The 24,667-nt window shown below is 59.5% G+C and carries 27 protein-coding genes; 5 read left to right on the forward strand and 22 right to left on the reverse strand.

Features of this window, described 5'->3' with window-relative positions; all coding sequences use genetic code 11:
- Positions 1 to 113: 113 nt before the first annotated feature.
- Positions 114 to 602 carry a DUF2631 domain-containing protein gene (locus tag HMPREF1287_RS03955; RefSeq protein WP_005278706.1) on the forward strand — a complete coding sequence of 163 codons (489 nt, stop codon included), beginning with the start codon at positions 114 to 116 and terminating at the stop codon, positions 600 to 602.
- 149 nt (positions 603 to 751) lie between these two features.
- On the opposite strand, the gene rlmN is transcribed toward HMPREF1287_RS03955, so the two are convergent.
- Positions 752 to 1,864 carry a 23S rRNA (adenine(2503)-C(2))-methyltransferase RlmN gene (gene rlmN, locus HMPREF1287_RS03960; RefSeq protein ID WP_023017311.1) on the reverse strand — a complete coding sequence of 371 codons (1,113 nt, stop codon included), beginning with the start codon at positions 1,862 to 1,864 and terminating at the stop codon, positions 752 to 754.
- Between the two features lie 104 nt (positions 1,865 to 1,968).
- Between rlmN and HMPREF1287_RS03965 the strand changes: the two genes are divergently transcribed.
- Positions 1,969 to 2,376: a lipopolysaccharide assembly LapA domain-containing protein gene (locus HMPREF1287_RS03965; RefSeq protein ID WP_005278698.1), complete on the forward strand. Its 408-nt coding sequence runs from the start codon at positions 1,969 to 1,971 to the stop codon at positions 2,374 to 2,376.
- A gap of 107 nt (positions 2,377 to 2,483) precedes the next feature.
- On the opposite strand, the gene HMPREF1287_RS03970 is transcribed toward HMPREF1287_RS03965, so the two are convergent.
- The 5 genes from HMPREF1287_RS03970 to rpsB all read right to left on the reverse strand — a co-directional run bounded on the left by HMPREF1287_RS03970 (position 2,484) and on the right by rpsB (position 6,979).
- On the reverse strand, positions 2,484 to 3,362 hold the full coding sequence (locus HMPREF1287_RS03970) for a phosphatidate cytidylyltransferase (RefSeq protein WP_005283618.1): 879 nt from the start codon (positions 3,360 to 3,362) through the stop codon (positions 2,484 to 2,486).
- 124 nt (positions 3,363 to 3,486) lie between these two features.
- Positions 3,487 to 4,044, reverse strand: a complete 558-nt coding sequence (frr, locus tag HMPREF1287_RS03975; protein ID WP_005278690.1) for a ribosome recycling factor — start codon at positions 4,042 to 4,044, stop codon at positions 3,487 to 3,489.
- Between the two features lie 70 nt (positions 4,045 to 4,114).
- Entirely contained in the window at positions 4,115 to 4,801 is a 687-nt protein-coding gene (gene pyrH / locus HMPREF1287_RS03980) for a UMP kinase (protein ID WP_005278688.1), read from the reverse strand.
- A 227-nt stretch (positions 4,802 to 5,028) separates the two neighbouring features.
- The gene (gene tsf / locus HMPREF1287_RS03985; protein WP_005283623.1) at positions 5,029 to 5,841 is read right to left on the reverse strand and encodes a translation elongation factor Ts; all 813 of its coding nucleotides are present in this window, start codon (positions 5,839 to 5,841) and stop codon (positions 5,029 to 5,031) included.
- Positions 5,842 to 6,145: 304 nt separating this feature from the next.
- On the reverse strand, positions 6,146 to 6,979 hold the full coding sequence (gene rpsB / locus HMPREF1287_RS03990) for a 30S ribosomal protein S2 (RefSeq protein WP_005278684.1): 834 nt from the start codon (positions 6,977 to 6,979) through the stop codon (positions 6,146 to 6,148).
- 391 nt (positions 6,980 to 7,370) lie between these two features.
- On the opposite strand from rpsB, the gene HMPREF1287_RS03995 reads away from it, so the two are divergent.
- Positions 7,371 to 7,892, forward strand: coding sequence for a M23 family metallopeptidase (locus HMPREF1287_RS03995; protein WP_023018213.1), 522 nt, complete (start codon positions 7,371 to 7,373; stop codon positions 7,890 to 7,892).
- Positions 7,893 to 7,899: 7 nt separating this feature from the next.
- Here HMPREF1287_RS03995 and HMPREF1287_RS04000 read toward each other — a convergent pair whose 3' ends face one another.
- From HMPREF1287_RS04000 to rimM, 15 genes are all read right to left on the reverse strand, one after another.
- Positions 7,900 to 8,817 carry a tyrosine recombinase XerC gene (locus tag HMPREF1287_RS04000; protein WP_023017309.1) on the reverse strand — a complete coding sequence of 306 codons (918 nt, stop codon included), beginning with the start codon at positions 8,815 to 8,817 and terminating at the stop codon, positions 7,900 to 7,902.
- Positions 8,818 to 8,839: 22 nt separating this feature from the next.
- Complete coding sequence (dprA, locus tag HMPREF1287_RS04005; protein ID WP_023017308.1) at positions 8,840 to 10,021, reverse strand: DNA-processing protein DprA; 1,182 nt, start codon at positions 10,019 to 10,021, stop codon at positions 8,840 to 8,842.
- The gene (locus HMPREF1287_RS04010; protein ID WP_023017307.1) at positions 10,018 to 11,583 is read right to left on the reverse strand and encodes a YifB family Mg chelatase-like AAA ATPase; all 1,566 of its coding nucleotides are present in this window, start codon (positions 11,581 to 11,583) and stop codon (positions 10,018 to 10,020) included. The genes dprA and HMPREF1287_RS04010 overlap by 4 nt, the downstream gene beginning before the upstream one ends.
- Positions 11,570 to 11,968: a YraN family protein gene (locus HMPREF1287_RS04015; protein WP_023017306.1), complete on the reverse strand. Its 399-nt coding sequence runs from the start codon at positions 11,966 to 11,968 to the stop codon at positions 11,570 to 11,572. Before HMPREF1287_RS04015 ends, HMPREF1287_RS04010 begins: the two co-directional genes overlap by 14 nt.
- Positions 11,969 to 12,150: 182 nt before the next feature.
- Complete coding sequence (locus HMPREF1287_RS04020) at positions 12,151 to 12,456, reverse strand: DUF2469 domain-containing protein (RefSeq protein WP_005278666.1); 306 nt, start codon at positions 12,454 to 12,456, stop codon at positions 12,151 to 12,153.
- 62 nt (positions 12,457 to 12,518) lie between these two features.
- Positions 12,519 to 13,169: a ribonuclease HII gene (locus tag HMPREF1287_RS04025; RefSeq protein WP_198010383.1), complete on the reverse strand. Its 651-nt coding sequence runs from the start codon at positions 13,167 to 13,169 to the stop codon at positions 12,519 to 12,521.
- Positions 13,147 to 13,884 carry a signal peptidase I gene (gene lepB / locus HMPREF1287_RS04030; RefSeq protein WP_023017304.1) on the reverse strand — a complete coding sequence of 246 codons (738 nt, stop codon included), beginning with the start codon at positions 13,882 to 13,884 and terminating at the stop codon, positions 13,147 to 13,149. The genes HMPREF1287_RS04025 and lepB (HMPREF1287_RS04030) overlap by 23 nt, the downstream gene beginning before the upstream one ends.
- A complete protein-coding gene (lepB, locus tag HMPREF1287_RS04035; RefSeq protein ID WP_167530823.1) occupies positions 13,862 to 14,557 on the reverse strand; it encodes a signal peptidase I in 696 nt (231 codons plus the stop codon). The genes lepB (HMPREF1287_RS04030) and lepB (HMPREF1287_RS04035) overlap by 23 nt, the downstream gene beginning before the upstream one ends.
- Positions 14,558 to 14,802: 245 nt before the next feature.
- Positions 14,803 to 15,147: a 50S ribosomal protein L19 gene (gene rplS / locus HMPREF1287_RS04040; protein WP_005278655.1), complete on the reverse strand. Its 345-nt coding sequence runs from the start codon at positions 15,145 to 15,147 to the stop codon at positions 14,803 to 14,805.
- Positions 15,148 to 15,321: 174 nt separating this feature from the next.
- Positions 15,322 to 17,529: a YhgE/Pip family protein gene (locus tag HMPREF1287_RS04045; RefSeq protein ID WP_023017303.1), complete on the reverse strand. Its 2,208-nt coding sequence runs from the start codon at positions 17,527 to 17,529 to the stop codon at positions 15,322 to 15,324.
- Positions 17,530 to 17,785: 256 nt separating this feature from the next.
- A complete protein-coding gene (locus HMPREF1287_RS04050) occupies positions 17,786 to 20,110 on the reverse strand; it encodes a Tex family protein (protein ID WP_023017302.1) in 2,325 nt (774 codons plus the stop codon).
- A 159-nt stretch (positions 20,111 to 20,269) separates the two neighbouring features.
- A complete protein-coding gene (locus HMPREF1287_RS04055; RefSeq protein ID WP_023017301.1) occupies positions 20,270 to 20,860 on the reverse strand; it encodes a hypothetical protein in 591 nt (196 codons plus the stop codon).
- A 99-nt stretch (positions 20,861 to 20,959) separates the two neighbouring features.
- A complete protein-coding gene (locus HMPREF1287_RS04060) occupies positions 20,960 to 21,340 on the reverse strand; it encodes a hypothetical protein (RefSeq protein WP_023017300.1) in 381 nt (126 codons plus the stop codon).
- Positions 21,340 to 22,230, reverse strand: a complete 891-nt coding sequence (gene trmD / locus HMPREF1287_RS04065) for a tRNA (guanosine(37)-N1)-methyltransferase TrmD (RefSeq protein ID WP_023017299.1) — start codon at positions 22,228 to 22,230, stop codon at positions 21,340 to 21,342. Before trmD ends, HMPREF1287_RS04060 begins: the two co-directional genes overlap by 1 nt.
- Positions 22,227 to 22,724: a ribosome maturation factor RimM gene (gene rimM, locus HMPREF1287_RS04070; RefSeq protein ID WP_034654099.1), complete on the reverse strand. Its 498-nt coding sequence runs from the start codon at positions 22,722 to 22,724 to the stop codon at positions 22,227 to 22,229. Before rimM ends, trmD begins: the two co-directional genes overlap by 4 nt.
- A gap of 86 nt (positions 22,725 to 22,810) precedes the next feature.
- Between rimM and HMPREF1287_RS04075 the strand changes: the two genes are divergently transcribed.
- Positions 22,811 to 23,236 carry a cupin domain-containing protein gene (locus HMPREF1287_RS04075; protein WP_023017297.1) on the forward strand — a complete coding sequence of 142 codons (426 nt, stop codon included), beginning with the start codon at positions 22,811 to 22,813 and terminating at the stop codon, positions 23,234 to 23,236.
- A 29-nt stretch (positions 23,237 to 23,265) separates the two neighbouring features.
- Positions 23,266 to 23,970 carry a TetR/AcrR family transcriptional regulator gene (locus HMPREF1287_RS04080; protein ID WP_023017296.1) on the forward strand — a complete coding sequence of 235 codons (705 nt, stop codon included), beginning with the start codon at positions 23,266 to 23,268 and terminating at the stop codon, positions 23,968 to 23,970.
- A 144-nt stretch (positions 23,971 to 24,114) separates the two neighbouring features.
- Here HMPREF1287_RS04080 and rpsP read toward each other — a convergent pair whose 3' ends face one another.
- A complete protein-coding gene (gene rpsP, locus HMPREF1287_RS04085; protein WP_005283672.1) occupies positions 24,115 to 24,615 on the reverse strand; it encodes a 30S ribosomal protein S16 in 501 nt (166 codons plus the stop codon).
- Between the last annotated feature and the right edge of the window lie 52 nt (positions 24,616 to 24,667).

The raw sequence follows: 24,667 nt of genomic DNA on the forward strand, positions 1-24,667 counted from the left end.
GCCCTGCTATGGGGTGGAACCGGTCAAGCAGGCGGGGGTGTTTAATCGCCTTTACAGCCACGATGTTTTAAAATAGGTGTCAGTCAAATGGCATTGGTGTGCCCCCTCGATTAATGGACACACGCGATAGCGAAGGAGAGCAAGTGTCTTCCCACAAGCCGGTACCGCAGGTTTATGACGGTGTTTCTACCGAAGATGTTCCATCCGCAGGCTTCGGTTGGTCCCGCATCAGCCGCTCTGGTGTGCAAATCGCGGGTTGGATCTCCGTGATCTTCATGATTGGTTTCAACTTTGGTAACCACAAGGGCCACGTGGAGACCGTCTGGCTCGTCGCCCTGACCGTCCTGTTGGTTGTGGGCCTGCTCATCTTCACCTTCGAGCCGAAGCTCAACCAGGTCCGCACCATCACCTCTAATAACAAGCCGGCCGACCACCTGGAGCGCGACTGGATTTATGACCAGAAGACCGTTTCTGGCGCCTACACCGAGTTGACCGACTCCCAGCTGCGCGCGTTGAATATCGAGCCTTCCCGCGTAGCCCACCTGCGCGTTGACTCCGCGTCCGACGCTGCCGAGGTAAGCTCCGGCAAGCACGCGCTGTAATCCTAGCTACGGAAAACCGCCGAGCCTCCTTATTGCGAGGGGCTCGGCGGTTTCGTGGTTTTAGCGGGTGCGTAAACGCGGCGTGCACCAACGAGAAAACCACCTAAGCAGTTGTCCAAAAATGCTTAGGTGGCTGTGACAACGGGCTCTTAGGCCGACATGTCTTCTCGTTCATCGGCGGCAAGCTGGCCACAGGCTGCCGCGATTTCATCGCCCTTGGTATCGCGCACGGTGCACGGCACTCCCTGTGCCTGGACGCGGCGCACGAATTCATTAAGCCGCGCCTTGGGGGCTGCATCCCATTCCGAGCCCGGCGTCGGGTTGAGCGGGATCACGTTGACGTGCACCTTGGAGCCGAGCTTCTGGTGCAGCTTGCGGCCCAGCATATCGGCGCGGAAATCTTGGTCATTCTTATCCCGAATAAGTGCGTACTCGATAGACACGCGGCGGGCGGATTTATCGGCGTAGTATCGTGCTGCGTCGAGGACCTCATCGACGGACCAGCGGTTATTTACCGGAACCAGGCTATCGCGCAGCTCATCATCCGGGGTGTGCAGCGAAACCGCAAGTGTGCAGGCAAGGTCTTCGTCCGCGAGCTTGCGGATGGCAGGTGCCAAGCCCACGGTGGATACGGTCACATTGCGCTGTGAGAGCCCAAAGCCCGTTCCATCTTGGCCGGTAATCTGGCGCACCGCCTGGACCACGCGCTTGTAGTTTGCCAGCGGCTCGCCCATGCCCATGAAGACCACATTGGACAAGCGTCCGCCTTCGGCCGCCATCGCCGCGGCTGCATGGCGGAACTGCTCGACGATTTCGCCGGTAGAAAGGTTGCGGTCTAGTCCGCCCTGGCCGGTAGCACAGAACGGGCAGGCCATTCCGCAGCCGGCCTGGGAAGAAATGCACAAGGTAGCGCGGCCGGGATAGCGCATCAGTACGGACTCCAATAAGGTGCCGTCGTGCAAGCGCCACAAGGACTTGGTGGTTTCCCCATCGTCGGTAGAAGTCGTACGAATAGGCTTCATGAGCTCAGGGAAGAAGGCCTCCTTGACCTCCTCGCGCTTGCCGGCGGGGATATCTGTCATCTCTTCGACGTCGTCGGTGAGATGCTCGTAGTAGTGCTTGGCAATTTGCTTAGCACGGAATTTAGGTAGGCCAATTTCTGCGAGCTTATCGATGCGCTCGCTTTCAGAGAGATCCGCAAAGTGCTTGGGCGGCAGACCGCGCCGCGGCGCGGAGAAGTTAAGTTTTACTGGTTGAGCCATAATAACGCCCATCTTTCCACGGTTTACCGGTACTTTTCCAATTGGGAAGGCCTCAATTTATAGCCAAGTGGAATTTTGGAAGGGTTTACAGAAATAATGGACATATGACCACTCCGAAATACCCCGAAGATGACTTTTCCGCTTCCGATGATGAGGCCACCGCGGCAAGCGATAATGCCGCTTTGGCCGAAACCGGAAGCAAGGAAGTCTCCACCGATGCCGGTGCCGGCACCACCGAGCCCGCTGCCGCACCACAAAAAGCCCAAGGTTCGTTCGCCGCTAGCACCTGGGCAGCGCTCATTGTCGGTTTCCTCTTGCTAATCGTGTTGATCATCTTCATCATGCAAAACCAGCAAGAAGTGCCGATGAACTTCCTGGGCTGGTCGGGGCAGTTCCCAGCGGGCATTGCCTACCTGATGTTTACCATCGGCGGCGCGCTCATCATGGCGCTAGTAGGTGTGTGGCGCATGCTTGAATTGCGCCGCCAATTGCGCAAGCAGGCCGAAGGCTAAAAGAGCTCTACTGCCGCCCTCCTCCCTGCTCCGAGATTTTTCGGTGGCGAAGCGGGAAGCGGGCGGTTTATGCGCAGCACCCTTATACGCGGTGGCTGCAACCCGGTTTAGACCGCGAAGTTTGCCATGAGGCTCATGGCCACCCAGGTAACCATGGCAGAGGGAAGCATGCCATCAAGGCGGTCCATCAAACCACCATGCCCGGGGAGGATGTGGGACATATCTTTAATGCCCAGCTCTCGCTTAAATTGCGATTCCACCAAGTCACCCAATGAGGCGCAAATAACAAGGCCGAGCCCCATCAAGGCGCCGATCCACGCCGAATGGTGCAAGAGGAAATGGACGGACACCGCACCAACGATGACGCCGAAGCCAATGGAGCCGCAAAAGCCCTCCCAGGATTTCTTCGGGCTCACGGCCGGTGCCATGGGGTGGGAGCCAAACATCACGCCGACGATATAGCCGCCCGTATCGGAGGCGACAACGCACAGCATAAAGACCACGATGGAAGCGGCACCGCTGGCCACCGGGGTAGAAATCAACGACAGCATCGCTGCAAAAGTCGCGAAAAGCGGAATCCACGTCAGCACGAAAATGCCGACGGACATGTCCCGCAGGTAATTGATGGGAGGGCGATGCCGCCCGTTATGGAAAAGCCTGCCGAACATCAAAATGAGTACGGCGGTGACGTAGACGGCCACGAGGCCGGGCGCGCCAAGCGGCCAGGAAATCCACACCATGGCCTGGCCCAAGATGATTAACAGCGTGCGCGGGATATAGTATGAATTCTCCCGCAAGCGGGTAAGAACTTCCCACATGGCCCCGCCGACGGCGACGGCAACCACCGCATACCAGGCCAAGGGGCCAGCCCACACGGCGAGGACAACGAGGGCGCCGAGCCCCACGCCTACTCCAATAGCCGCCGGCAAGTCACGGCCTGGGCCATTTTTCGGCTGCGGCAATCGGCGGTTCAAGGCGTCACTCACCGTGACCGGCTCCTTTCACTTGACGTTGTATGCGCGTCGCGGGGCTTATCTATTTCCTATACAAAAATACTACGTACAGAAAAGCGCCGCCGGCCGAGGTGGGCGCGGCGGCAGTGGAAAAGACCTAGACCTCCATCAATTCGGATTCCTTGTTTTCCACCAGCTTGTCAACCTGCTCGACATAGCCAGCGGTAATCTTTTCCATTTCCTTTTCTGCGGCAAGGACCTCATCCTCGCCTTCTTCGCCATCCTTTTGAAGCTTCTTCAGCTGTTCCATGGCCTTGCGGCGGATATTACGGATGGCAATCTTGCCGTCTTCGCCCTTGCTCTTGGCCAGCTTGACCATTTCCTTACGGCGTTCCTCGGTCAACTGCGGAACGGTCACGCGCAAAACGTGGCCATCGTTGGTGGGGTTAACACCCAAATCCGAGTTGCGGATGGAGTTTTCAATCTCTTGGATCATGGACTGCTCGTAGGGCTTGATGAGCAACATGCGCGGCTCTGGCACGGAGATGGTAGCCATCTGAGTAATCGGGGTCGGCGCACCGTAGTATTCCGCGATGAGTCCGTTGAACATCGCCGGGTTCGCGCGGCCGGTGCGAATGGTCACCAGCTGCTCGCGGGTGTGCTCGACGGAAGCGGTCATGTGTTCTTCGGCTTCGAGCTGAATGTCATCGATCATGAGGCTGAATCATCCTTCAACGTTGAGGGGTAGCTGTATAAAAGGTAGCAGGTTCTGTGCCGTTTTAGAATTAGGACTGCACCAGCGTGCCGATAACCTGGCCGCTTGCGGCGCGGGCAATATTCCCCTCTTCCAAGAGGTTGAAGACCAAGATCGGCATGTCATTGTCCATGCACAGGCTAAAGGCGGTTGCATCGGCTACCTTGAGTCCCTTTTCAATAACCTCGCGCGGAGTGATTCGGGTGTAGAGCTCCGCATCGGGGTTCGTGCGTGGGTCGTCGGAGTACACGCCATCAACACCCTTGGCCAGGAAGAGGACATCGGCGCCGATTTCCAGGGCGCGCTGCGCGGCGGTGGTATCCGTGGAAAAGTACGGCATGCCCATGCCGGCACCGAAGATAACGACGCGGCCCTTCTCAAGGTGGCGGTCAGCGCGCAGTGGCAGGTACGGCTCGGCGATTTGCGCCATGTTGATAGAGGTTTGCACGCGGCAATCAACGCCCTTTTGCTTCAAGAAGTCCTGCAGGGCCAACGAGTTCATGACCGTACCCAGCATTCCCATGTAGTCAGAGCGGGCGCGGTCCATGCCGCGCTGTGAAAGCTCTGCACCGCGGAAGAAGTTGCCGCCGCCGATCACCACGGCAATTTCGATGCCCTGCTCGGCCACTTCAGCGATTTGGCGAGCAACGTTATCGACAACGTCTGGGTCGATGCCAACCTTGCCGCCGCCAAACATTTCGCCGCCGAGTTTCAGCATTACTCGTTTGTATCCGGTTCGCTTCTCGTCTGCAGAAGTCACGCCTTCATCGTCTCCTTTTGCGCGGGCTGATTTATTTCTTTTCCATCTTACCTACACTGCCCCCGCTTCCCCACACCGCACCGCAGCCCGGCAGCCGCCCCTTCCCCATCGCCTCTAGACAGCAGAAAAGCCCACCGAGAGGGTGTACCTCCCGTGGGCTTTAAAGGCTAAAAAGCGGCTGAGGCTTAAGCGCCAACCTCGTAGCGGACGAAGCCGGTGATGGTGGTGCCGGCCTCTTCTGCAACCTGCTTAACGGTCTTCTTGTTATCGGACAAGGAAGCCTGCTCCAGCAGAACAACGGACTTGTAGAAGCCGTTCAGGCGGCCTTCCACGATCTTTGGAAGCGCAGCCTCAGGCTTGCCCTCCTCGCGAGTGGTGGCCTCAGCGATTGAGCGCTCCTTCTCGACGATCTCTGCAGGAACGTCTTCGCGCTTCAGGTACTCAGCGTTCATAGCTGCAATCTGCAGAGCGGCAGCGTGTGCGCCTTCCTTGTTGCCTTCGTAGGAAACCAAGACACCGACTGCAGGAGGCAGGTCAGCGGAGCGCTGGTGCAGGTAAACAGCAACATTGTCGCCATCAACGGTGACTGCACGACGTGCCTGCAGCTTCTCACCGGTCTTTGCGGACTCCTGGTCAACGAACTCGGAGACCTTCTGGCCCTCGATCTCTACGTTGTTGAGTTCTTCCGGGGAGTTAGCCTTGGCTGCGGCTGCAGCTTCAACAATCTTCTTGGCGAAGGACTGGAAGCCCTCGTTCTTTGCCACGAAGTCGGTCTCGCAATTGATCTCAACCATGGTGTTGCCGGATACGGCAACGAGGCCCTCGGTAGCCTCGCGGTCAGCGCGCTTGGACACGTTCTTCGCACCCTTGATGCGCAGGAATTCAACGGCCTTGTCGTAGTCGCCGCCGTTTTCTTCCAGGGCCTTCTTGCAATCGAGCATGCCGGAGCCAGTTGCTTCGCGCAGTGCCTTCACGTCTGCAGCAGTGTAGTTCGCCATAGTTAGGGCGATCCTCCTTGAAAATCAGTCAGTGTTCGTTGAAACAGCGTAGCCGAAGAAACGGTCTCGCGCCGTCTTTGGGTGGGGGTATCTACCCCAGTTTCCTTCATCAATGCGATTGTACGGAGGCTAGTTTTAGCCGCCTCCAGCATAGATAAAAGTAACCCCCACCGCCGTAGCACACGGTGGTAGGGGTTAGGTAAACAGCCTTGTACAGGAATTATTCCCTAGCTGCCCCACACCAAGATGTGCGTGGGGTATTCAATTAAGTGCAGTTAAGAAAGAATCCTCACAAGAGGCAGGCCTACTGTGCAGGCTTGTCTGCGGGGGCTTCCTCAGCCTTTTCTGCAGAAGCAGGATCGGATGCGGCTGCAGCAGCCTCAGCATCGCGCTGTTCCTTCTCTGCGGAATCGCCGGCAGCTTCCTTAGCGGCTGCAAGCTGGCGCTCCTCGCGAGCCTTCTTGCCCTCTTCGACGGCGGAAGCCACGATGCCGGACAGCAGCTTGGTGGAACGGATTGCGTCATCGTTGCCTGGGATCGGGAAGTCAACGTCATCCGGGTCGCAGTTGGTGTCCAGGATGGCAACAACCGGGATGTTCAGCTTGTGGGCTTCCTTAACCGCGATGTGCTCCTTGTTGGTGTCAACAATCCACAGTGCGGACGGGGTCTTGGCCATCTCAGAGATGCCGCCCAGAACGCGCTCAAGCTTGGCGCGCTCGCGGTTGAGCATCAGAACTTCCTTCTTGGTGCGGCCCTTGTAGCCGTCCTCGCGCTCATCCATTGCCTGAAGCTCCTTCATGCGCTTCAGACGCTTGGACACGGTCTGGAAGTTGGTGAGCATGCCGCCCAACCAGCGGTGGTTGACATAAGGCATACCGACGCGGGTTGCTTCTTCAGCAACTGCTTCCTGCGCCTGCTTCTTGGTGCCAACGAAAAGGATGGTGCCACCGTGAGCGACGGTTTCCTTAACGAACTCGTATGCCTCATCGATGTAGGTCAGCGTCTGCTGCAGGTCGATGATGTAGATGCCGTTACGGTCGGTGAAGATGAAACGACGCATCTTCGGGTTCCAGCGACGGGTCTGGTGGCCAAAGTGCACACCAGCGTCGAGGAGCTCGCGCATGGTTACAACTGCCATGATTCGCTCGCTTTCTTTTAATTGTCTTTCGGTTTTCCAAATGTGCGGTGTTTTATTCCGCACCCTAGCAACGAAGGCCCTGCCAACACCTTGTTTCCAAGGACCACGTCAGCTGCCGGGCCGCCACACCCTTAACGCAGGATGCAACAACTTCGTCGCGCGTAGTCAATGCCTCCGTGAGGGTTAACTCCCAGCGGACACACTGCTATGAAAGACAATAATCCCAGCCAGCTAGATTTTCCAAACCGAACAAGCACTTTTCCACAAGTTTCTTTGGACGTTTCGCCTCGATTGTCACTCGGGTTTCTTCCGCCCCACCGCTGCCAGTTTATCCACAGCCAGCCCACGCTTCGCAGGACATCATTTGCCCTGGCGCTACACACTGTGCCCCATGAACCTTTTTCCACGACCACGCAACAATGCCGCTTGCAGATGCCCCCTTATCCCCACCCTCGCCACCACCCTCACTGGTGCGCTCGTGCTACTGTGCGCGGCACCCGCTGCCGCATACGTCGATCCCGCCTCGGGTAAACCGCGCCCGGTTCGGGTGCTGCGCGGCTTTGATAAGCCCGAGCATAAGTGGAGCGCTGGCCACCGCGGCGTCGATATGGACCTAAGAATTGGCGGCCGCGTCGTCGCCGCCGAATCCGGCACCGTCGCTTTTGTCGGCACCGTCGCTGGAACCCCGGTCATTTCGATAGACCATGCAGATGGCATTCGTACCACGTATCAACCCGTGCACGCGAGCGTCACCCAAGGCCAAGAAGTGCGCGAGGGCCAAACCGTAGGAAAACTCGGCCACCCAGTAGACGGCACACCAGGACTGCATTGGGGCGCGCGGATTGCCAAGGACAGCTACATTGACCCATTAAGCCTGCTGGATATGCCGGTTATCCGCCTCAAGCCTTTATAAGAATCACTCAGGCCCGCGGGTGGGCCTGGGAATAGACCTGCTTTAGCCGCTTTGCGGAAACATGCGTATAGATTTGCGTGGTACTCAAAGACGAGTGTCCCAATAACTCTTGGACCACGCGCAGGTCCGCGCCGCCTTCTAAAAGATGTGTAGCCGCAAGGTGTCGCACCCCGTGCGGCGTTAGGCCGCTTGTGCCGGTAACCGTGGCGGCTTTGTCTACGATGCGCCGCACCTGGCGCTGGTCAATGCGCGCTCCCCTGCTGCCTACAAAGATGGCCTGGGTTTCTCCCCGCGCCATTTCTTTGCGCCCGCCGTCTATCCACTGCTGCAGGGCATCGGTTGCGGCGGCACCAAAGGGCACGACCCGTTGCTTATTTCCCTTACCGGTTACCCGTGCGGTGGACCGCGTAAAGTCCACGTCTTCTATATCGAGGCGGACCAATTCCGCCACGCGCATTCCGGTGGCATAAAGCAGCTCCAAAATGGCACTATCGCGCTGAAAATGTGCTTCATCGACAGAAACGGCGTTGCCCACAAGTTCGCCCGCCTGCTGCGGTGCCATGACTGTTGGGAGATGCTGGCCCACCTTCGGTGTTACCAATCGTGCCGCAACATCGCGGGTGAGGTAGCCTTCCCTTTCCGCCCAGGTAGAAAAGGCTTTAACTGAGGCAGTCCTGCGTGCCAGCGTTGCGCGCGCCTTTCCTTCTGCGACCGCGTTGCCCAGCCACTGCCGCAGGTTATTGAGGTTAAAGTCCGCAAAGGTATCGATGTCTTGGGCCAGGTTTTTTAGGTCCGCGCGGTAGCCACGCACCGTGGCCTCCGCACGGCCCTTGACGCAGAGTTGGAAGTCCGCAAAGTCCTCGATGGCCTCGTCCATTTGCCCGACCGGGCCACGACTTTCTGCGGCCTTCCGTTTATCACTCATACCCCACGAGTTTACTTGCTTTTCAGCCCATCTCTAAGCGAACCCAGTTATTTCCCTCCCGCACGATCACACACATTTTCTCTAGGGCAAGCAATAAGTGGATAGTAAGGGGCAGGCGGAATCCCGCGTCCCGCGCAATATCTTCTGCAGTAGCCGGAGGGCTTCCTGGTGGAGGGGTCGCGTCAAAGACCCGCAGCTCATTCCGCGATAGTCGCTGCGTTAAAGACGCCGCAAAATTCATTTCATATTGCGCCTCCGGATCAACCGTCCCGGCGCGGCCCACCAGGGCGCGGACTTCGTCAGCACTGGCGACCAACTGGGCTCGTCCATCCTGGATGCGCTGGTGGCACCCGAGCGAACCGCTCGTCGTAATTGGTCCCGGCACGGCCATGGCAACGCGCCCCAAGGCTTCTGCCCAGTTGAGGGTATTAAGAGCACCCGAGCGATATGCCGCTTCCATGACCACGATTCCTTGGCTTAGCGCCGCAACAAGGCGGTTGCGAATGAGGAAGCGATGCCGCTTGGGTGCTGTCTCGGGAGCGAATTCGGAGACGATGCAGCCATTATCGGCAATCTGATCGAAGAGTCCACCATTGCGGGCCGGGTAATTCTTGTCGATTCCGCACGCGGCGACAGCAATGGTGCGCCCCGCATTGTGCAAGGCGGTCTCATGCGCCACGGTATCTACTCCCAAAGCCCCGCCGGAGACGATAGTCCACTGATGGTTCACTAGGCCTGAGACCACACTTTGGGTTGCCTGCCACCCGTAGCGCGAAATGGCGCGCGTGCCCACGATTCCCACGGCCTGCCCTACCTCGGGTTTAAGCGCTGAGCCGCGTACCCACAAGCTATGCGGCGGTACTGCTTGCTCATCGAATGTGGCCGGCGCGTCCGCGCCATTCTGGTAGAAACCGAAGGCAGAAGAAAATGCCTCGGCTGGCCACTCGGGGCTATCGGCAGTGATCAATCGCGCCCCCACGCGCTCTGCGGCGGCGAGGTCTTCTTTTTGCCGCACCCAATCAAACCGTGAGGCGGTGCGCGCTAAGAGAGGCCCGATCCAATCGGCTCGGTGATAAATCCCGTGGGCAATCTCTTCGGCCGAATGATGTTCCAGCAAGGCCTGCAAGGAGGCGGACGGGCCTTCCACCACGCGATTGAGGTATACCCATGTGGCAAGTGGAGTCGATAAATCAAGATCGCTCATGCCGAAATCCTCCCTACCGTTTGGCTCGAACGAAGGTCGAGGGCTTGACCCACTTCCGCAAGATCGGGTGTGGAACTGCCGTGCAAGTCGGCCAAGGTCCACGACACGCGCAGGACGCGGTCGATGCCGCGCTGCGAAATCTCGCCCTCGGCAAGGTAGGCAGACAACATGATCATCGCGGACTCAGATGCGGGGCGGTGCCGGCGCAAATAGGACGAGGGCACGGCGCCGTTGACGCGGGCGGGAATGCCGTCGGCCGCCCAGCGCGCCCGGGCACGGTCGCGGGCTGCGGCGACCCGCTCGGCAATGGCGGCAGAGGATTCTTCGCCCTCAGCATTGATGGTGGCTGACTGTCCGGAGAGGGTGACCACCATGTCCAAGCGGTCGCGCAACGGCCCGGAGAGATTCGATAGATAATGAAGCCGGTCATGCGGAATGCACGTGCATTGAGAGGGATCCTCGGCGGCGCACCGACAGGGGTTGGCGGCCATAATCAGTTGGAATCGCGCCGGGTAGTCAATCTCTTGCTGCGCGCGTGCCAGGCGGACATGGCCTTCTTCTAAAGGCGCGCGCATGCCGTCAAGGACTGGGGCGCTTACCTCGCTGACCTCATCGAGGAAGAGCACCCCATTATGGGCCAGGCTTACCGCCCCTGGGCGAGGATGACCGCTTCCTCCACCAAGGAGCGCTGCGCGGGTAACCGAAGAGTGCGGTGCGATGAAGGGTGCGTGGGACACCACTTCACCAGGGGTTCCCGTAAGCGAGTGAACCGCAGTGGTTTCTACCATCTGGTCCGGGCTTAGCGCCGGAAGAATGCTGGGCAGGCGCGAGGCGATCATGGATTTTCCTGAGCCCGGTGGGCCGATCATCAACAGGTGGTGCCCACCGGCGGCAGCGACTTCCGCCGCCCACTTGGCATGGTGTTGCCCGGCTATATCGCAAAAATCTAGCCGCTCCTGTGCGGGCGCCGCTGCAGGCTGGTCAGAGCAGCACTCGGCCGCGCGGGGCAGGTCGCGCTCTCCTAGCGCCCACGCAAAAGCATCAAAGAGCGTGGCTGCAACCAGCACATTCAAATCGGGAACGAGGGTGGCCTCGGCCGCATTTCCTGGCGGAATAACCAGCGTAGAAATGCCCTCCTCGCGGGCGGCGAGAAGCGCAGGGATAATGCCAGGGACTGCCCTAACCGTGCCGTCCAGGCCCAGTTCCCCGAGCACCAGAGTTTCTTCAAGGACCCGGTTGGGTGACTGCACGGAGCGCGCGTAGTCAGCGCCGTGCTGTTCTACGTGGGCGGCGAGAATCGCAAGGGCCATGGGCAGGTCAAAGTGGGAGCCTGATTTTGGTAGAGAGGCCGGCGACATGGAGACGATGACCTTGGTTTTCGGCCATGGCAGGCGGGAATTCGCGGCGGCGGTCTTGATGCGGTCGCGGGATTCAGATATCGCGGTATCCGCATGCCCCACCACATGGATTCCGGGCAGGCCATGCCCTACGTTGGCTTCGACGTTGATGACGCGGGCGAGCACGCCGTGTAGGGAGACTGCTAGGCATTTACCGAGAGCCATCGTCGACCCCCGTAAAGTGCTCTAATTCAAAACCCTCGCCATTGACCACGAGAGCAATGACATCGAAGCGTACGGTAGCCAGCGGCTTGCCGTCTAGCCACTGGACGGCGGCCCTGCGCATGCGGGCAAGCTTGTGTGGGGTCACCGCCTCGGCTGTGCCAAAGCTCGCGGTAGAGCGGGTTTTTACCTCTACGAAGACGATCGTGCCATCGGGCTCGCGGGCAATAAGGTCGATTTCTCCCACTCGGTAGGAGACGTTGGCGGCAATGATGTCGGAACCGCGCTCGCGGAGGTAGCGCGCGGCGAATGATTCTCCCCGCTTTCCCAGTTCTTGCCTGTGCCGGGGGTGCTTCGTAGCGAGGTGTTTATCGGATGCAAATTGCATGTGCGGCGTCCTTTTCTTTCGTGCTGTTTGTGCTGCACGCACAGAACACCGCAGGATGCGGGCCGGATACAAGCCCGAAAACCAGAAAACCGCCGCGGATGTGAATAACTTCGGCATCACGAAGAGTTATCCACAGCTGCGGCGGGATGGAGCGGGCGCCGAGTTGACAGGCGCCCAGTGCCCTAGTCCGGCATGATGAAATCCGGCTTGTCCAGTTCCTCGATATTGACGTCCTTGTAGGTAATGACGCGGACATAGCGCACGAATCGGGCGGAACGGTACATATCCCACACCCAGGCATCGGACATGCGCACCTCGTAGTACACATCGGGCCCGGCGGTATGGGGAATCAGTTCTACGGCATTGGCCAGGTAGAAACGTCGTTCGGTTTCTACGACATAAGAAAACTGGCTGACGACATCGCGATATTCGCGGTAAAGGGACAGCTCTACCTCTGCCTCGTAGTTTTCGAGTTCCTCTGCACTCACTGTGGACCTCCAAAATATGGGATAGCTCGCCCTAGCTTAGCGCGCAGAAACGACAATTTTCGCTAGGCACGCGCAGTGAATTGGGCATGCGCGCGCTGCACATTGCTGTAGCTCATGCGGTGTTCTGGACTCGCCCCCAAAGCGGCAATCGCGGCCTCGTGCGCCTTGGTTCCATAGCCCTTATGCCCAGCCAATCCATAACCCGGAAAGCGCTCGTCTAGATCCCGCATGAGGCGATCTCGGCTTACCTTGGCCAGCACGCTCGCCGCCGCAATGCACCGCGCCGCCGCGTCCCCACCAACGATGGGCAGGTGGGGTTGGGTGAGGCCGGGGATAAAGAGGGCATCGGAAAGCACATAGCCTGGGCGCTGTTCCAGGCGCGCTACTGCCCGGCGCATGCCTGAGGTATTGGCGTGTTGGATGCCACGCTTGTCGATGTCCCCCGCACCAATATGCACCACTGACCAGTCCACAGCCTTGTCTTTGATGATGGGAAAGAGTTTTTCGCGCTGGCGGGGCGTGAGCTTTTTGGAATCGGTTAAGGTATCCAACTCGCCCACGATGCGCTCGGGCAGGATGCAGGCGGCGATGGTGATGGGGCCGCAGCACGCACCGCGGCCGGCCTCATCCACCCCGGCGACGGGGCCGAGCCCTGCCTTGGCCAACGCCACTTCAAAGGTGCGTTGCTGTTTAAGCCGCCGCATCCTGGATATCCGGATCGTCAATGCCGCCAAAGCGCGATACGGGCAGGACCACGGCCTCTACCTTGCCGCGCACGTTGTCCACCGGCACGGTGCCTTGCAGGTGATCGCCGATGTGCGCACGAGAATCCAGGGAATTGGTGCGGTTATCCCCCATGACCCACATATTGCCTTCTGGAACGGTCACGGGACCGAAGTATTGGCCGCCGCAGGCCTGCGAGCCGGAGCCGGGATCAACCGGGATCTCGGGCGGATCCAACGTGAAGCTCTGGTCTATCGGTGCACCATCCACCATCACCGCGGAATCGCCCTCCTCACACTTGACCGTCTGGCCCTCGGTGGCGATAACGCGCTTGACCAGGATATTTTCCCCATTGGGCAAAAGCCCCACCGACGCCAAGGCGTTTTGGGCACCGCGCACCAGCACGTTATCGGAGCGCTGCACCTCAAATTCCGTATTCCAGGACTCAGGTCCTTCAAATACCACGACATCGCCTGGGGCTGGGTCGTGGAAGTAATAGCTCATCTTTTGCACCGCGATGCGGTCATTATCGCAGCCGGTACAGCCATGCAGCGTAGGTTCCATCGACGCGGAGGGAATGACATACATCCGGCCGACGAATGCCTGCAGTAGGACTAAGAACACGAAGCCGCCGATGACCGGTGCGAGGAAATCGCGGGTGCGCAGGCGCTGTTGCTGTGGTTTAGCTTTGGATGTCTGGGTCATCGACCCCACCAATGCGGTTGAACGGCCAGAATACGAACTGCACCTTTCCGCGCACGTTATCTACGGGGATCGTGCCGTGGAAGTTATCGCCCATGTGGTAGCGCGAATCGGCAGACGCGGTGCGGTTATCCCCCATGACCCAGATATTATCCTCAGGCACCTTCACTGGGCCGAAATACGGGCCACCGCAGGCTTCCGATCCAGTCGATTCATCCACCGGATAGGTCGGCGGATCCTGCACGTAATCCTGCTTGATGGGCTTGCCATCCACCATGACGGCGGGATCGCCTTCCTGGCAAGACACCGTCTGCCCGCCGGTGGCGATAACGCGCTTGACCAGGGTATTTTCATCTGGTGGCGCCAAGGAGATAAAGCTCAGCGCATCCTGAATGCCGTGAATGACGGCATTGGATGAGCGCGGGGAGACGTAACTCCCGTTCCAATCGTCGGTGCCCTTAAAGACCACGACATCGCCTGGCTCTGGGCTCTTATCGCCGTAGTAAGAGACCTTTTCTGTAAAGATGCGGTCATTCGTGCATCCCTCACAGCCATGCAGCGTCGGCTCCATGGATCCTGAGGGAATCACGTATTGGCGGCCGATGAAGTTTTGGAATAGCCCCACGACCACCAGCACGGAGACGACGACTACGAGAGTCTCCAGCCACCACGGCATTTGTTTTTTCTCCGTGGTCGCTTCCTCCGCGGCCGCTTCTTTGCCCTGCGAGATGCTTTCGTTATTCACCCGTCAGATCCTAGCAACTGCGTGCCCGCAATCTGGATTGGCTCCCGTGACTGCGGGGCGATTCACAGGAAATCGAAATGATTCGAGGAGTGCACAATAAAAATCTCCCTCCCTTTCCGGCACTGTGCATGCGGGAAAGGAAGGGAGATAGGCGCTGCCCAGGGCGGGCGTTAGAACTAGCGACGCTCCTTGATGCGAGCCTTCTTGCCGCGCAGATCGCGCAGGTAGTACAGCTTCGCACGGCGAACGCGGCCGCGGCGGGAGACCTTGATGGACTCGAGGTTCGGGGAGTGAACCGGGAAGGTACGCTCTACGCCGATACCGAAGGAAACCTTACGCACGGTGAAGGTCTCGCGGATACCGGAGCCCTGGCGGCGGATGCAGATGCCCTTGAAGAGCTGTGCACGCTCGTTGTTACCCTCAATAACCTTGACGTTGACGTCGAGGGTATCGCCGGGGCGGAAGGACGGGATGTCGTCGCGCAGCTGCGCTGCATCGACCTTGTCGATAATGTTGGTCATGCCAATATTCCTTTTCAGTTTGGGACAGAGGACCCTGGCGGCCGGAGGCCTGACCGGTTCGTGCCCGTTACATAGAACGATGGATTATCTTTCCATAGGAACCGGCCAATTCCAAATTCCTCTATTTCGCGGATTTACTACCCTACCTGGGGCGAGCCGGGCGCGCAGCACGCCTTAGGCAGGCATGGGCGAGCGGAGGATGGAGTGGTGCTCATCGAGGATCTTTGCCGTGCCCAGGTATCGCGCCCGGAAGACCAAGTACGACGCCACCACGGCACCCACCGTGATGCTAAAGAGGATAATGATGCTGCTCCAGAATGTGCCATCATGAATGCCGTCGGTAGCGCGGGTGAACGCGTCCTTGGCGTAGGACATCGGGTGGAAAGGGTGCAGCAGGCTGAGCGCGCGCGGAATCGCCAGGACCGGCCAGACACCGCCAAAGACCATCACGCCCAGGGCGAACGCGCCGGCGGCAAAGATCGAACCGATCTTGCGCCCGAAGGTAATCAGGAAGAACTGGTAGGTCGCCGCACCCACGGCGGAAATCGCGGCGAGCACGAGCGCGATCATGGACCAGCTTGCCGGCTGCCACCCCAGGGTGGAAGACATCAGGGCCATAAACGCCAGTATGAGGAAGTTCAGGCCGGTCAGCGCGGCAAAGGCACCGAATACGCTGCGGGCCGGGCTGGTGACGCGGGCTCCCCGGCGCGCCATGTAGTACGGCAGCGTCATCGCCAAGAGCAGCATGACGAGGAAGCCGAATACGAGCACGAAGAGCATGGAGGCGCCGCCGGTAATATTCTTTTCGGTCGGGTCCGCTGGGTTGACCACCGTCTGCACGGGGTGGACATTGGATGCGGTGAAGTTAATGGGAACCGCTATATTTTGCGCGGAATCCTCTGGGCGGGAAATGGTAGGTGCCTTGGCGGCGCCTTCGGCAAGCTTTGTGGATAGCTCGCCAGAGCCTTCCTTGAGGCGGTCCAAGCCGCCCTTGAGCTCGGCTCCGCCTTCAGCCAGGCGGCCGGTGCCCTCCTTGAGCGCGCCCGTGCCATCGTGGAGGCGGGAGGCACCATCCTGCAAGCGGGTCGCACCGTCCTGCAGCTGCGAGGTACCGTCGCTAAGCCTGCCAACTCCGCCGCGCAGCTCCTTGATGCCATCGGACAGGCGGTGTGCACCGCCGTTCAGTGTGGTCAGCCCGCCGAGGTATTCCGATTGCGGGTCGGACAGGTTGTAGTGCAGCTGCCCGGTGCCTGCGGAAAGCTTCTCCAGCTGTCCCACCATATTTCCACTAGAGGCGGGATCGAGCCTGGATACCAACGAGTAGAGCTGATCCGCTTGCTGGGTCATACCGAGCCCGCGCAAGATATCTACCAGCTGGGTAAGGCCAGGTACCACGGCTTGGGCTTGCTTCAGCACGGGGATGAGCATGCCGGTGAGTTGATTGACCCCGGCATCGATCTGGCCCGCACCATCGGCAAGGCGGCCGGTACCGGCAAGGAGCTTATCGGAGCCATCGGCAAGCCGGGAGGCACCGTCATCGAGGCGCGCCGCGCCATCACTCAGCTTGCCTGCACCATCATTCAACCGCCCGACGCCGTCATTGAGCCGCGTCGTTCCGTTGAGGAGCTCGGCCGTGCCGTTATTGAGCTTGCCCGCACCGTTGTCGAGCTTGTTGATACCCTCAACCGCGCGCCCGCCGCCCTCTTGCAGCTTTCCAGCGCCCTCATCGAGGCGCCCCGCGCCATCCGCGGCATTGCCCAGGCCGTCGCTCAGCTTAGTAAGCCCCTCAATAACCTGGTCGGCGTACTTTTTGGAAATGGCGTTTTCCACGCTCGTTTGTACCTGCGGAATAAGGCTGGAGGAAATCACCGAGCCATTCGTGCCGTAATAGTCATTCGTAGCGAAGTTGATCTCCGGTTTTTCGGGCTTATCGCTGATGATGGTCACGGCCTGCTCAGAAAAGTTCTTCGGGATAGTCACCACCATCAAGTACTTGCCCTTGACCAGACCCTCATCACCTTCTTCCTTATTGACCTCAGAGAATTTGAGGTAATCGGTCTCTAGCAGGCCCTCGACCACTTGGTCGCCATAGTTGGTGTGCTTGCCCTGCTTGTCCACGCCGGCGTCTTCATTGACCACTGCGAGGTCAATATTGCGCATGTACTTGGATGGATCCCACATGGCCCACATCATGGTTCCGGCCACGATGATGGGCGCAACGAGGAAGAATACGATAAGCACCCGCGACAAAGCGCTGCGTGGGCGCCAGTCCAGGAGGCGGTGCCAGCCCAGCACTCCCCGGCTCTTGTGTTCCTCGCCGCTTATCGAGGCCATCGCTGCGGTGTCCTCGGCACCGTGACCGCTATCGGCCGCACGACTCATAGTTGTCTCCTTATGGCAGTAGTTCAGCGTCCCCCTTGCCCCCATCTGCCCAGGAGCACCTCGCTGAAGCAGGAGAAGAAGGACGCCATTTACTTAGTTTTGCCAAACTTACCATTATTGGACGCGGGAGTCCGCATCGATTGTAATGTGGCGGTCATATTTTTCGGGTCGTCCGCGGTTGGCGGGGATATTTTCCCCACCGCGGCCTCAAGCAGCGGCCCACCCTGCGGTGCTGGTAGGCCGCTGCACAGAGAAGCTAGAAGCCGGCCTTCTTCAGGGCATCGGCCATGGTCCCCTTGGCTGCCGGGCGCCCGCGGGAGCCTCCACGATCGGAGTTGCGTCCGCCCTTCTTCCCCGCTGCGCGCGAAGGCTTTTGACCGCCGCGCTTGCCGGATCCGCGCTGCGAGTCGCCGCCGCGGCGCTTCGGCGCGGGCTGGCCCGGCTCATCATCCAGCCGCAGCGATAGGCCGATGCGCTGGCGATCGACATCGACCTCCATCACCTTGACCTTGACCACCTGGCCGGAGCGCACGACCTCATGGGGATCAGAAACAAACTGATGGCTCATGGCAGAGACATGGACGAGGCCGTCTTGGTGCACGCCGACATCCACAAACGCGCCGAAGGCCGCGACGTTGGTGACCGTGCCCTCCAGCACCATGCCTGGGGTAAGGTCAGAGACCTTATGCACGCCTTCTTTAAAGGTGGCGGTCTTAAACTCAGGGCGCGGATCGCGGCCGGGCTTATCCAGCTCGGCGATGATATCGCTCACAGTTGGGATACCGAAGGTTTCATCGGCGAAATTGGCGGGATCCAGCTTGTCTAGCACGCGGGTATTGCCAATGAGCTCGCCGATGCCCAGCCCCGTCTGCTCCGCTATCCGCGTCACGATGGGATAGGCCTCCGGGTGAACCGCGGACGCATCGAGCGGGTCCGCTCCCCCATTAATGCGCAGGAAGCCGGCGGACTGTTCAAAGGCCTTCGGCCCCAGGCGCGGCACCTTCTTCAGTTCCTTGCGGGTGGCAAAAGAACCGTTGTCATTGCGGTAGGCCACGATATTGGCGGCAATGGTGGGGTTAATACCCGCCACGCGCTCCAATAGCGGCGCCGAGGCCGTATTGAGGTCAACGCCAACGCCATTGACGGTGCTTTCCACCACGCCATCCAGCGTGCGCGCCAGCGACGTCTGGTTTACATCGTGCTGATACTGGCCCACGCCGATGGCCTTAGGATCGATCTTCACCAGCTCTGCCAGCGGATCCTGCAGGCGCCGGGCGATGGAGACCGCCCCCCGCAGCGAGACGTCCATATCGGGAAATTCCTCCGCCGCCAACTGCGATGCGGAGTAGACCGATGCCCCGGATTCGGAGACCACGACGGGCGTCGGACGCTGGCCGCCAGCCTGCTTGAGCAGGTCAGCAATCTCGTGTGCAAGTTTTTCCGTTTCCCTAGACGCAGTGCCATTGCCGATGGCCATAAGGTCAACCGAGTGCCGCGCGCACAGCGTGGACAGGGTCTGCACCGCCTGCGACCACTGGTTTTGCGGCTGGTGAGGATAGACAATGGTGGTATCGAGCACCTTGCCCGTTTTATCCACCACGGCACACTTGGTGCCGTTGCGGTAGCCCGGATCGAGGCCGATCGTCGCGCGCTGGCCCGCAGGGGCAGCAAGCAGCACGTCGCGCAGGTTCGTGGCAAAGACCTTGAGGGCGCCTTCTTCTGCTACTTCTTTCAAGCGCATGCGCACATCCAGGCTGGAGGAAACATACAATTTGGTGCGCCATCCCCAGTGCACAGCGTTATCCAGCCACGCGGAGCTGCGATCCAGACCGAAGCGATCCGCAATGAGGTCCTCGTAGTCGGCATCGTCACCGGCATCCAGGTGCAGCTGCAGCACTCCCTCGTTCTCCCCGCGCAGGAGCGCCAGAATGCGGTGGGAAGGAAGCGAAGAAAAAGGCTCGTTGAAGTCGAAGTAATCCTTGAACTTCGCGCCCTCGGCTTCCTTCCCCTCTACCACCTGCGCCTGCATGGCACCCTGGTTAAACATGCGCTCGCGCACGCCACCGACCAAGTCTGCATCGAGTGCGAAGCGATCAATGAGGATGGAGCGCGCACCCTCGAGCGCCTTCTTGGTATCGGGAAAACCTTCCGTGAGATAGTCCTGCGCCAGTTCCTCCGGCTGGGCCTGCGGCTGCGCGATCAATGTATCGGTCAGCTCTTCCAAGCCGGCTTCGCGCGCGATATCCGCCTTTGTCTTTCGCCGCTTTTTATACGGCAGGTACAAATCCTCAAGCCGCGCCTTGGTATCGCAGGCAAGGATCTGGCCGCGCAGGTCATCGCTAAGCTTGCCCTGCTCATCAATGGCGGCAAGGACCGTCTCTTTGCGCTCTTCTAGCTCGCGCAGGTAGGTGGCCCGCTCTTCGATGGTGCGCAGTTGCGCGTCATCCAAACCACCCGTGACCTCCTTGCGATAGCGCGCAATGAAAGGCACGGTATTTCCCTCCGCAAGGAGTTTCAGCGCCGTCGAAACCTGGGTTTCTTGAGCGCCGATCTCCGCCGCGATGGTGGCCGCAATATTCACGTAGATTCCTCACACTTCTATTTCAAAGCTTGGTACGGGACCCACCCAATCTACCGCATGCCTTGTCCACCGCCCCGGCCTGCCACCGCCGGACACACAAAAATCCTCTCCCTCCCGCACGCTACAAGCAGGAAGAAGAGGAGTAAAAGACGCCCCGATTTAGTGGATGACTACCTCGGCCCGATCGCCGCCGGTGCAGCTTACCCGCGAGGAGCTGCCGGAGCAGTACATCGTATAGGTACCACCGGTAGTAGGAGAATAAACGCTCAAGGTGGCATCCGTTCCGCCACCGGCCACCCAGTTATTCATGAAGGTGTTGTAGACGTTTTTGGCAAAGGCCTCTGAGGTTTTGCTCGTGGCCGCGTAATAGCTCGTGTAATCGCCCCACGAGTGCCCATTGCCGCTGCTTGCAGCCGCCTGTGCTGGGGCGGGCGCGGGGGCCTGTTCGGTCTTGGTCACGGTAGCTTCACTGCCAGACTTCCCGTCGTCCTTGGCATCGACCTTGGTGGAGTCAACCTTTTGCTGGAATTGGCTTTCCTGCGCGGTGGCGCTGGACTTATTGCCATTTCCCTGCACGAAAAAGAATGCGGCAGCAGCAACGGCCAATAGCGCCACAACTCCCAAAATGATCGCCGCAATCATGGCCCCATTCCCGCCGCGACTCTGTTGCGGCTGAGAATACGCAGGGTACTGGTTGTACTGCGGCTGTTGGTTGTATCCACCAAAGTCATTTCCATTGGGAGAAGTCATGCGAGAGAATCCTTGGAGAGCAAGTAAAAAATGCGAGTAAATGCTGCACTTACAGTAGCACTACCCAGCATCGATACACGTTTTTCTAGAGAGCTTTTCTTAAATTTCTTCGGAGGATTCTGCGCTCCATACGGGCTCGGCCGACCACGCGAATTCGGTATGGCCGATTTCCGTGCTCCCCAACCACGCCGCGGTGGGCGGTAGGCACTCAGCAACCACCGGCGCGACGGAAGGCAGGGCTGCTGCGGTATCGCCATTGACGATGACCCGCCACAGCGGCGTTCCTTCCGCCGCGGTTCCATTGCTGAAGGCATATTCTTGAGCCAATGGGCTATCTTTCGGCGCCGATGGGGCAACCACAGTGGCAAAAATATTTACCGGCGTAAGACCTGCATCGCGTAATTTCTGCGGCATATCTTCCTGGCATCCTTCCCATTCTTCCTGGGTCATCAGCACAGAAAGATCCACGCTCACCTGCATTATTTCCCCTTGCCTTCAGATTCGCGTGCGCGCAAGTTCGCTACATACGCTTTATCCGCCTTGCTCAACTCCACCTGGTCCAATAACTCCGGGCGACGCTGCCACGTGCGCTCTAATGCTTGTTCCCTGCGCCACCTATCTACCAGCCCATGGTTTCCAGACGTCAAAACCTCCGGCACCGCAAGCCCGCGCCACTCCCGCGGCTTGGTATAGCTCGGTCCCTCTAACAGGCCATCAGAAAAGGAATCCTCCTCATGCGAGCGCTTATTGCCCAATACCCCGGGGATAAGGCGGACGACGGCTTCTGCAATCACCAATACGGCGACCTCCCCGCCGATGAGCACATAGTCCCCGATGGATACCTCCCGAACGCGGTAGCGCTTCTTTGCATCTTCAACCACGCGCTGGTCGATGCCCTCGTAACGCCCACAGGCAAAAACAATATGCTCCTCGGTAGACCATGCCCGCGCATCCGCTTGGGTAAACGGCGCCCCAGCCGGGGTGGGCACCAGCAGCAGCGGGAGATCGCCATCCTCACTGGCGTCCTCGTGCTCCTCGTGCGCCGCATCGGCGCCATAGGCCCGAGCTTCGACGCCTTCTACTTCATCGTGGCGCGGGCGGTTGAGGTGCGGTAGCGAGGACTCGAGGGTGGGCGCGGTGGTCCCGAGTGCGACATCGTCAAGCGCAGGGCCCCATACCTCAGGCTTCATAACCATTCCTGGGCCGCCGCCAAAGGGCGAGTCATCGACCGATTTATGCGCATCCGTGGCCCACTGCCGCAGATCGTGCACGCCCACCTCAAGGCGGCCCTGCTCGATGGCCTTGCCCAAAAGGGCGTGGCGCAGCGGCTGCAGGTATTCCGGAAAGATGGTCACGACATCGAGCCTCATAGGTCCAACAGCCCTTCCGGGGGTTCGATGGTGCACGTGCCGGCTTCCACATCGACCTCTGGGACGATGGCATGGACAAAGGGAACCAAGGCGGAGCTGCCCGAAGCCAGCTCAACCTCCAAGAGGTCTTGGCTAGGCCCGTGCACGACGGAAACCACAGCTCCGATATCTTCCCCGTCGCGGATAACGCGCAGGCCTTCGAGCTCGTGATCATAAAAGCCCTCGTCATCATCTTCTAATGGGGCGGCGAAAAATTGGGTGCCGCGCAGGCTATCCGCTTGGGTGCGATCGGCAATTTCCTTGCACGTCACCAAAAGCCTGCCCTTGTGGCTGCGCACCGCAGAGATGGTCAATTCGTGCTCCTTGCGGCCCTGTCTGCCCTGCAGTTTTTCTCCCACCGCAAAGCGCACCTCGGGCTCATCGGTGGTGGGCTCTACCACCACTTCTCCCTTGATACCGTGCGACTTAATGACGCGCCCAATCATCAATTCCATGGCGCAGAGTTTACCGCATGCACCCCGTTGCCTTTATCTCCTGCCACGTTCCCCACAATCCCGCCGCCAAGCATTAGGCTTGAGTCATGAACGACTCACCTAACCCTTCTTCCGAACAAAGCAGTGCGCACCAGGAGGCGTCACACTCGCCCTTGATTGACCTTGATCTGGTGGCCTTGGCACCGCCCACCGATCCTGAACGCAAGCGCCCAGGGGTCAAGCGGGTCTTAAACGGTGAGCGCGCCAACCTCATCCTTTTTAGTTTTGCCCCTGGTCAAACCTTGCCGGATCACAAGGCCGCCCACCCGATTATCGTGCAGGCAATACGCGGTGAAGTGAATTTCACCTGTGGGGAGAAAACGGTCACCCTATCCCCGGGTAATATGGTGCACTTGCCGGCTTATACAGTACATAGCGTTGCCGCGCCCCTGCCGGAGATGGATTCGGATTCGCCCGCACAACAGGCGGACGCGCAGCCTGCACTGATGCTTTTAACGATGCTTACGGGCTAATTGAAATACACACACGGTTAGGACAGATTTTGGATACAACGCAGTCTCATAACAAGCCTTATCACCACGGAAACCTCCACGACGAGCTGCTCCGCATCGCCGTGCAATTAGGCAAAGAAAAAGGCCCCGAGGCTATCACCATCCGCGCCGTCACCCGCGCGGCAGGAGTGCCCCCTACGTCCGCTTACCGGCATTTTAAGGACCAGGAAGAGCTACACGATAAGGTAGCCGAACTCGCCACCGATGAGCTCGTGCGCCGCCTGCACCGCACCACCAATGAAGCTGGTGACCTTGCCTTCCCCGATCACCTCGTGCAGATAGGTTTTGCCTACCTCGACTTCGCCCTGGATGAAACGAATTTCTTCCGCTGCATGCTGGAGTGGAAGGCGCTGCGCTTTATGCTCGGCGTGGACCCGTCAACCCCCGATGATCCAAAAAGCGAACACCTGAACCTGATTCAGCGCTACTTCGATCTCTTGGCGCGCCATGCGCAGGCCCTAGGCCAAACGCCCAAGAAAGAATACTTCCTGCACAATAGCTTGCTGTCCTGGTCCGCCGTCCACGGGTTTACCGTGCTTGCCATTGACGGCCCCCTGTCCAAGCTGCCGCGGGAAGAAATCTATAAGCTTTTCAAGCCCGTCGTCGCAGGCAGCCTGCGCGGAATGGACTTTGAAGATCCGGACGATGTATATGGCAATTACCCCCAGTTGCGCCCACACGATGGGGAGCATTAGGCACTAGCCTGCGGCGGCCGCGCGCTGGCCAAGCGCGCAAAGTCCCCCACTCGCCACCGTATGTCAATGCAACGATGGCAGGTGGGGGATGAAGTTTATGCAAGCGCCCTCTTATTGGTAGAGGGCGCTAGAAACCCGAGCAGATTACTCTGCGGACTCCTCAGAAGCTTCTGCTTCAGCGTCTGCTTCGCCGGCAGCAGCAGCGGCAGCCTCAGCTGCAGCAGCCTCTTCAGCTTCCTTCTTCTTCTTTGCTTCTTCCTTGGCCTTCTTCTTTTCGGTGATGGCCTCGATGGTTGGGCCGTTATTAGCCTCAGCCAATGCCTCGTTGAAGAGGTCCAGCTTGGACTTCTTCTCCTCAGCAACCTTCAGGGTGCCCTCTGCGCCCGGCAGGCCCTTGTGCTTCTGCCAGTCACCGGTGACCTTCAGCAGTGCCAAGACCGGCTCGGTGGGCTGTGCACCAACGGACAACCAGTGCTGTGCGCGCTCGGAGTCGATCTTGATGAGGGAAGGCTCTTCCTTCGGGTGGTAGATGCCGATGTTCTCGATGACCTTGCCGCTGCGGCGGGTACGAGCATCAGCGATAACTACGCGGTATTCAGCGGCGCGGATCTTACCTACGCGCTGCAGTTTAATTTTGACAGCCATGATGGCTCCTTTTCTAGTCACTGGGCAGTTCAGACACGCGCCTTTTAGCGCG

The organism is Corynebacterium sp. KPL1986 (genome assembly GCF_000477975.1).
Classification (GTDB): domain Bacteria; phylum Actinomycetota; class Actinomycetes; order Mycobacteriales; family Mycobacteriaceae; genus Corynebacterium; species Corynebacterium accolens.

Excerpts from the sequence above, each read along its gene's own strand:
- HMPREF1287_RS03955 (WP_005278706.1), top strand. The coding sequence starts at position 114 with ATGGACACACGCGATAGCGAAGGAGAGCAAGTGTCTTCCCACAAGCCG.
- rlmN (WP_023017311.1), bottom strand. The coding sequence starts at position 1,864 with ATGGCTCAACCAGTAAAACTTAACTTCTCCGCGCCGCGGCGCGGTCTG.
- HMPREF1287_RS03965 (WP_005278698.1), top strand. The coding sequence starts at position 1,969 with ATGACCACTCCGAAATACCCCGAAGATGACTTTTCCGCTTCCGATGAT.
- frr (WP_005278690.1), bottom strand. The coding sequence starts at position 4,044 with ATGATCGATGACATTCAGCTCGAAGCCGAAGAACACATGACCGCTTCC.
- pyrH (WP_005278688.1), bottom strand. The coding sequence starts at position 4,801 with ATGCTGAAACTCGGCGGCGAAATGTTTGGCGGCGGCAAGGTTGGCATC.
- tsf (WP_005283623.1), bottom strand. The coding sequence starts at position 5,841 with ATGGCGAACTACACTGCTGCAGACGTGAAGGCACTGCGCGAAGCAACT.
- rpsB (WP_005278684.1), bottom strand. The coding sequence starts at position 6,979 with ATGGCAGTTGTAACCATGCGCGAGCTCCTCGACGCTGGTGTGCACTTT.
- HMPREF1287_RS03995 (WP_023018213.1), top strand. The coding sequence starts at position 7,371 with ATGAACCTTTTTCCACGACCACGCAACAATGCCGCTTGCAGATGCCCC.
- HMPREF1287_RS04000 (WP_023017309.1), bottom strand. The coding sequence starts at position 8,817 with ATGAGTGATAAACGGAAGGCCGCAGAAAGTCGTGGCCCGGTCGGGCAA.
- dprA (WP_023017308.1), bottom strand. The coding sequence starts at position 10,021 with ATGAGCGATCTTGATTTATCGACTCCACTTGCCACATGGGTATACCTC.
- HMPREF1287_RS04010 (WP_023017307.1), bottom strand. The coding sequence starts at position 11,583 with ATGGCTCTCGGTAAATGCCTAGCAGTCTCCCTACACGGCGTGCTCGCC.
- HMPREF1287_RS04015 (WP_023017306.1), bottom strand. The coding sequence starts at position 11,968 with ATGCAATTTGCATCCGATAAACACCTCGCTACGAAGCACCCCCGGCAC.
- lepB (WP_023017304.1), bottom strand. The coding sequence starts at position 13,884 with ATGACCCAGACATCCAAAGCTAAACCACAGCAACAGCGCCTGCGCACC.
- lepB (WP_167530823.1), bottom strand. The coding sequence starts at position 14,557 with ATGCCGTGGTGGCTGGAGACTCTCGTAGTCGTCGTCTCCGTGCTGGTG.
- rplS (WP_005278655.1), bottom strand. The coding sequence starts at position 15,147 with ATGACCAACATTATCGACAAGGTCGATGCAGCGCAGCTGCGCGACGAC.
- HMPREF1287_RS04045 (WP_023017303.1), bottom strand. The coding sequence starts at position 17,529 with ATGAGTCGTGCGGCCGATAGCGGTCACGGTGCCGAGGACACCGCAGCG.
- HMPREF1287_RS04055 (WP_023017301.1), bottom strand. The coding sequence starts at position 20,860 with ATGACTTCTCCCAATGGAAATGACTTTGGTGGATACAACCAACAGCCG.
- HMPREF1287_RS04060 (WP_023017300.1), bottom strand. The coding sequence starts at position 21,340 with ATGCAGGTGAGCGTGGATCTTTCTGTGCTGATGACCCAGGAAGAATGG.
- trmD (WP_023017299.1), bottom strand. The coding sequence starts at position 22,230 with ATGAGGCTCGATGTCGTGACCATCTTTCCGGAATACCTGCAGCCGCTG.
- rimM (WP_034654099.1), bottom strand. The coding sequence starts at position 22,724 with ATGGAATTGATGATTGGGCGCGTCATTAAGTCGCACGGTATCAAGGGA.
- HMPREF1287_RS04075 (WP_023017297.1), top strand. The coding sequence starts at position 22,811 with ATGAACGACTCACCTAACCCTTCTTCCGAACAAAGCAGTGCGCACCAG.
- rpsP (WP_005283672.1), bottom strand. The coding sequence starts at position 24,615 with ATGGCTGTCAAAATTAAACTGCAGCGCGTAGGTAAGATCCGCGCCGCT.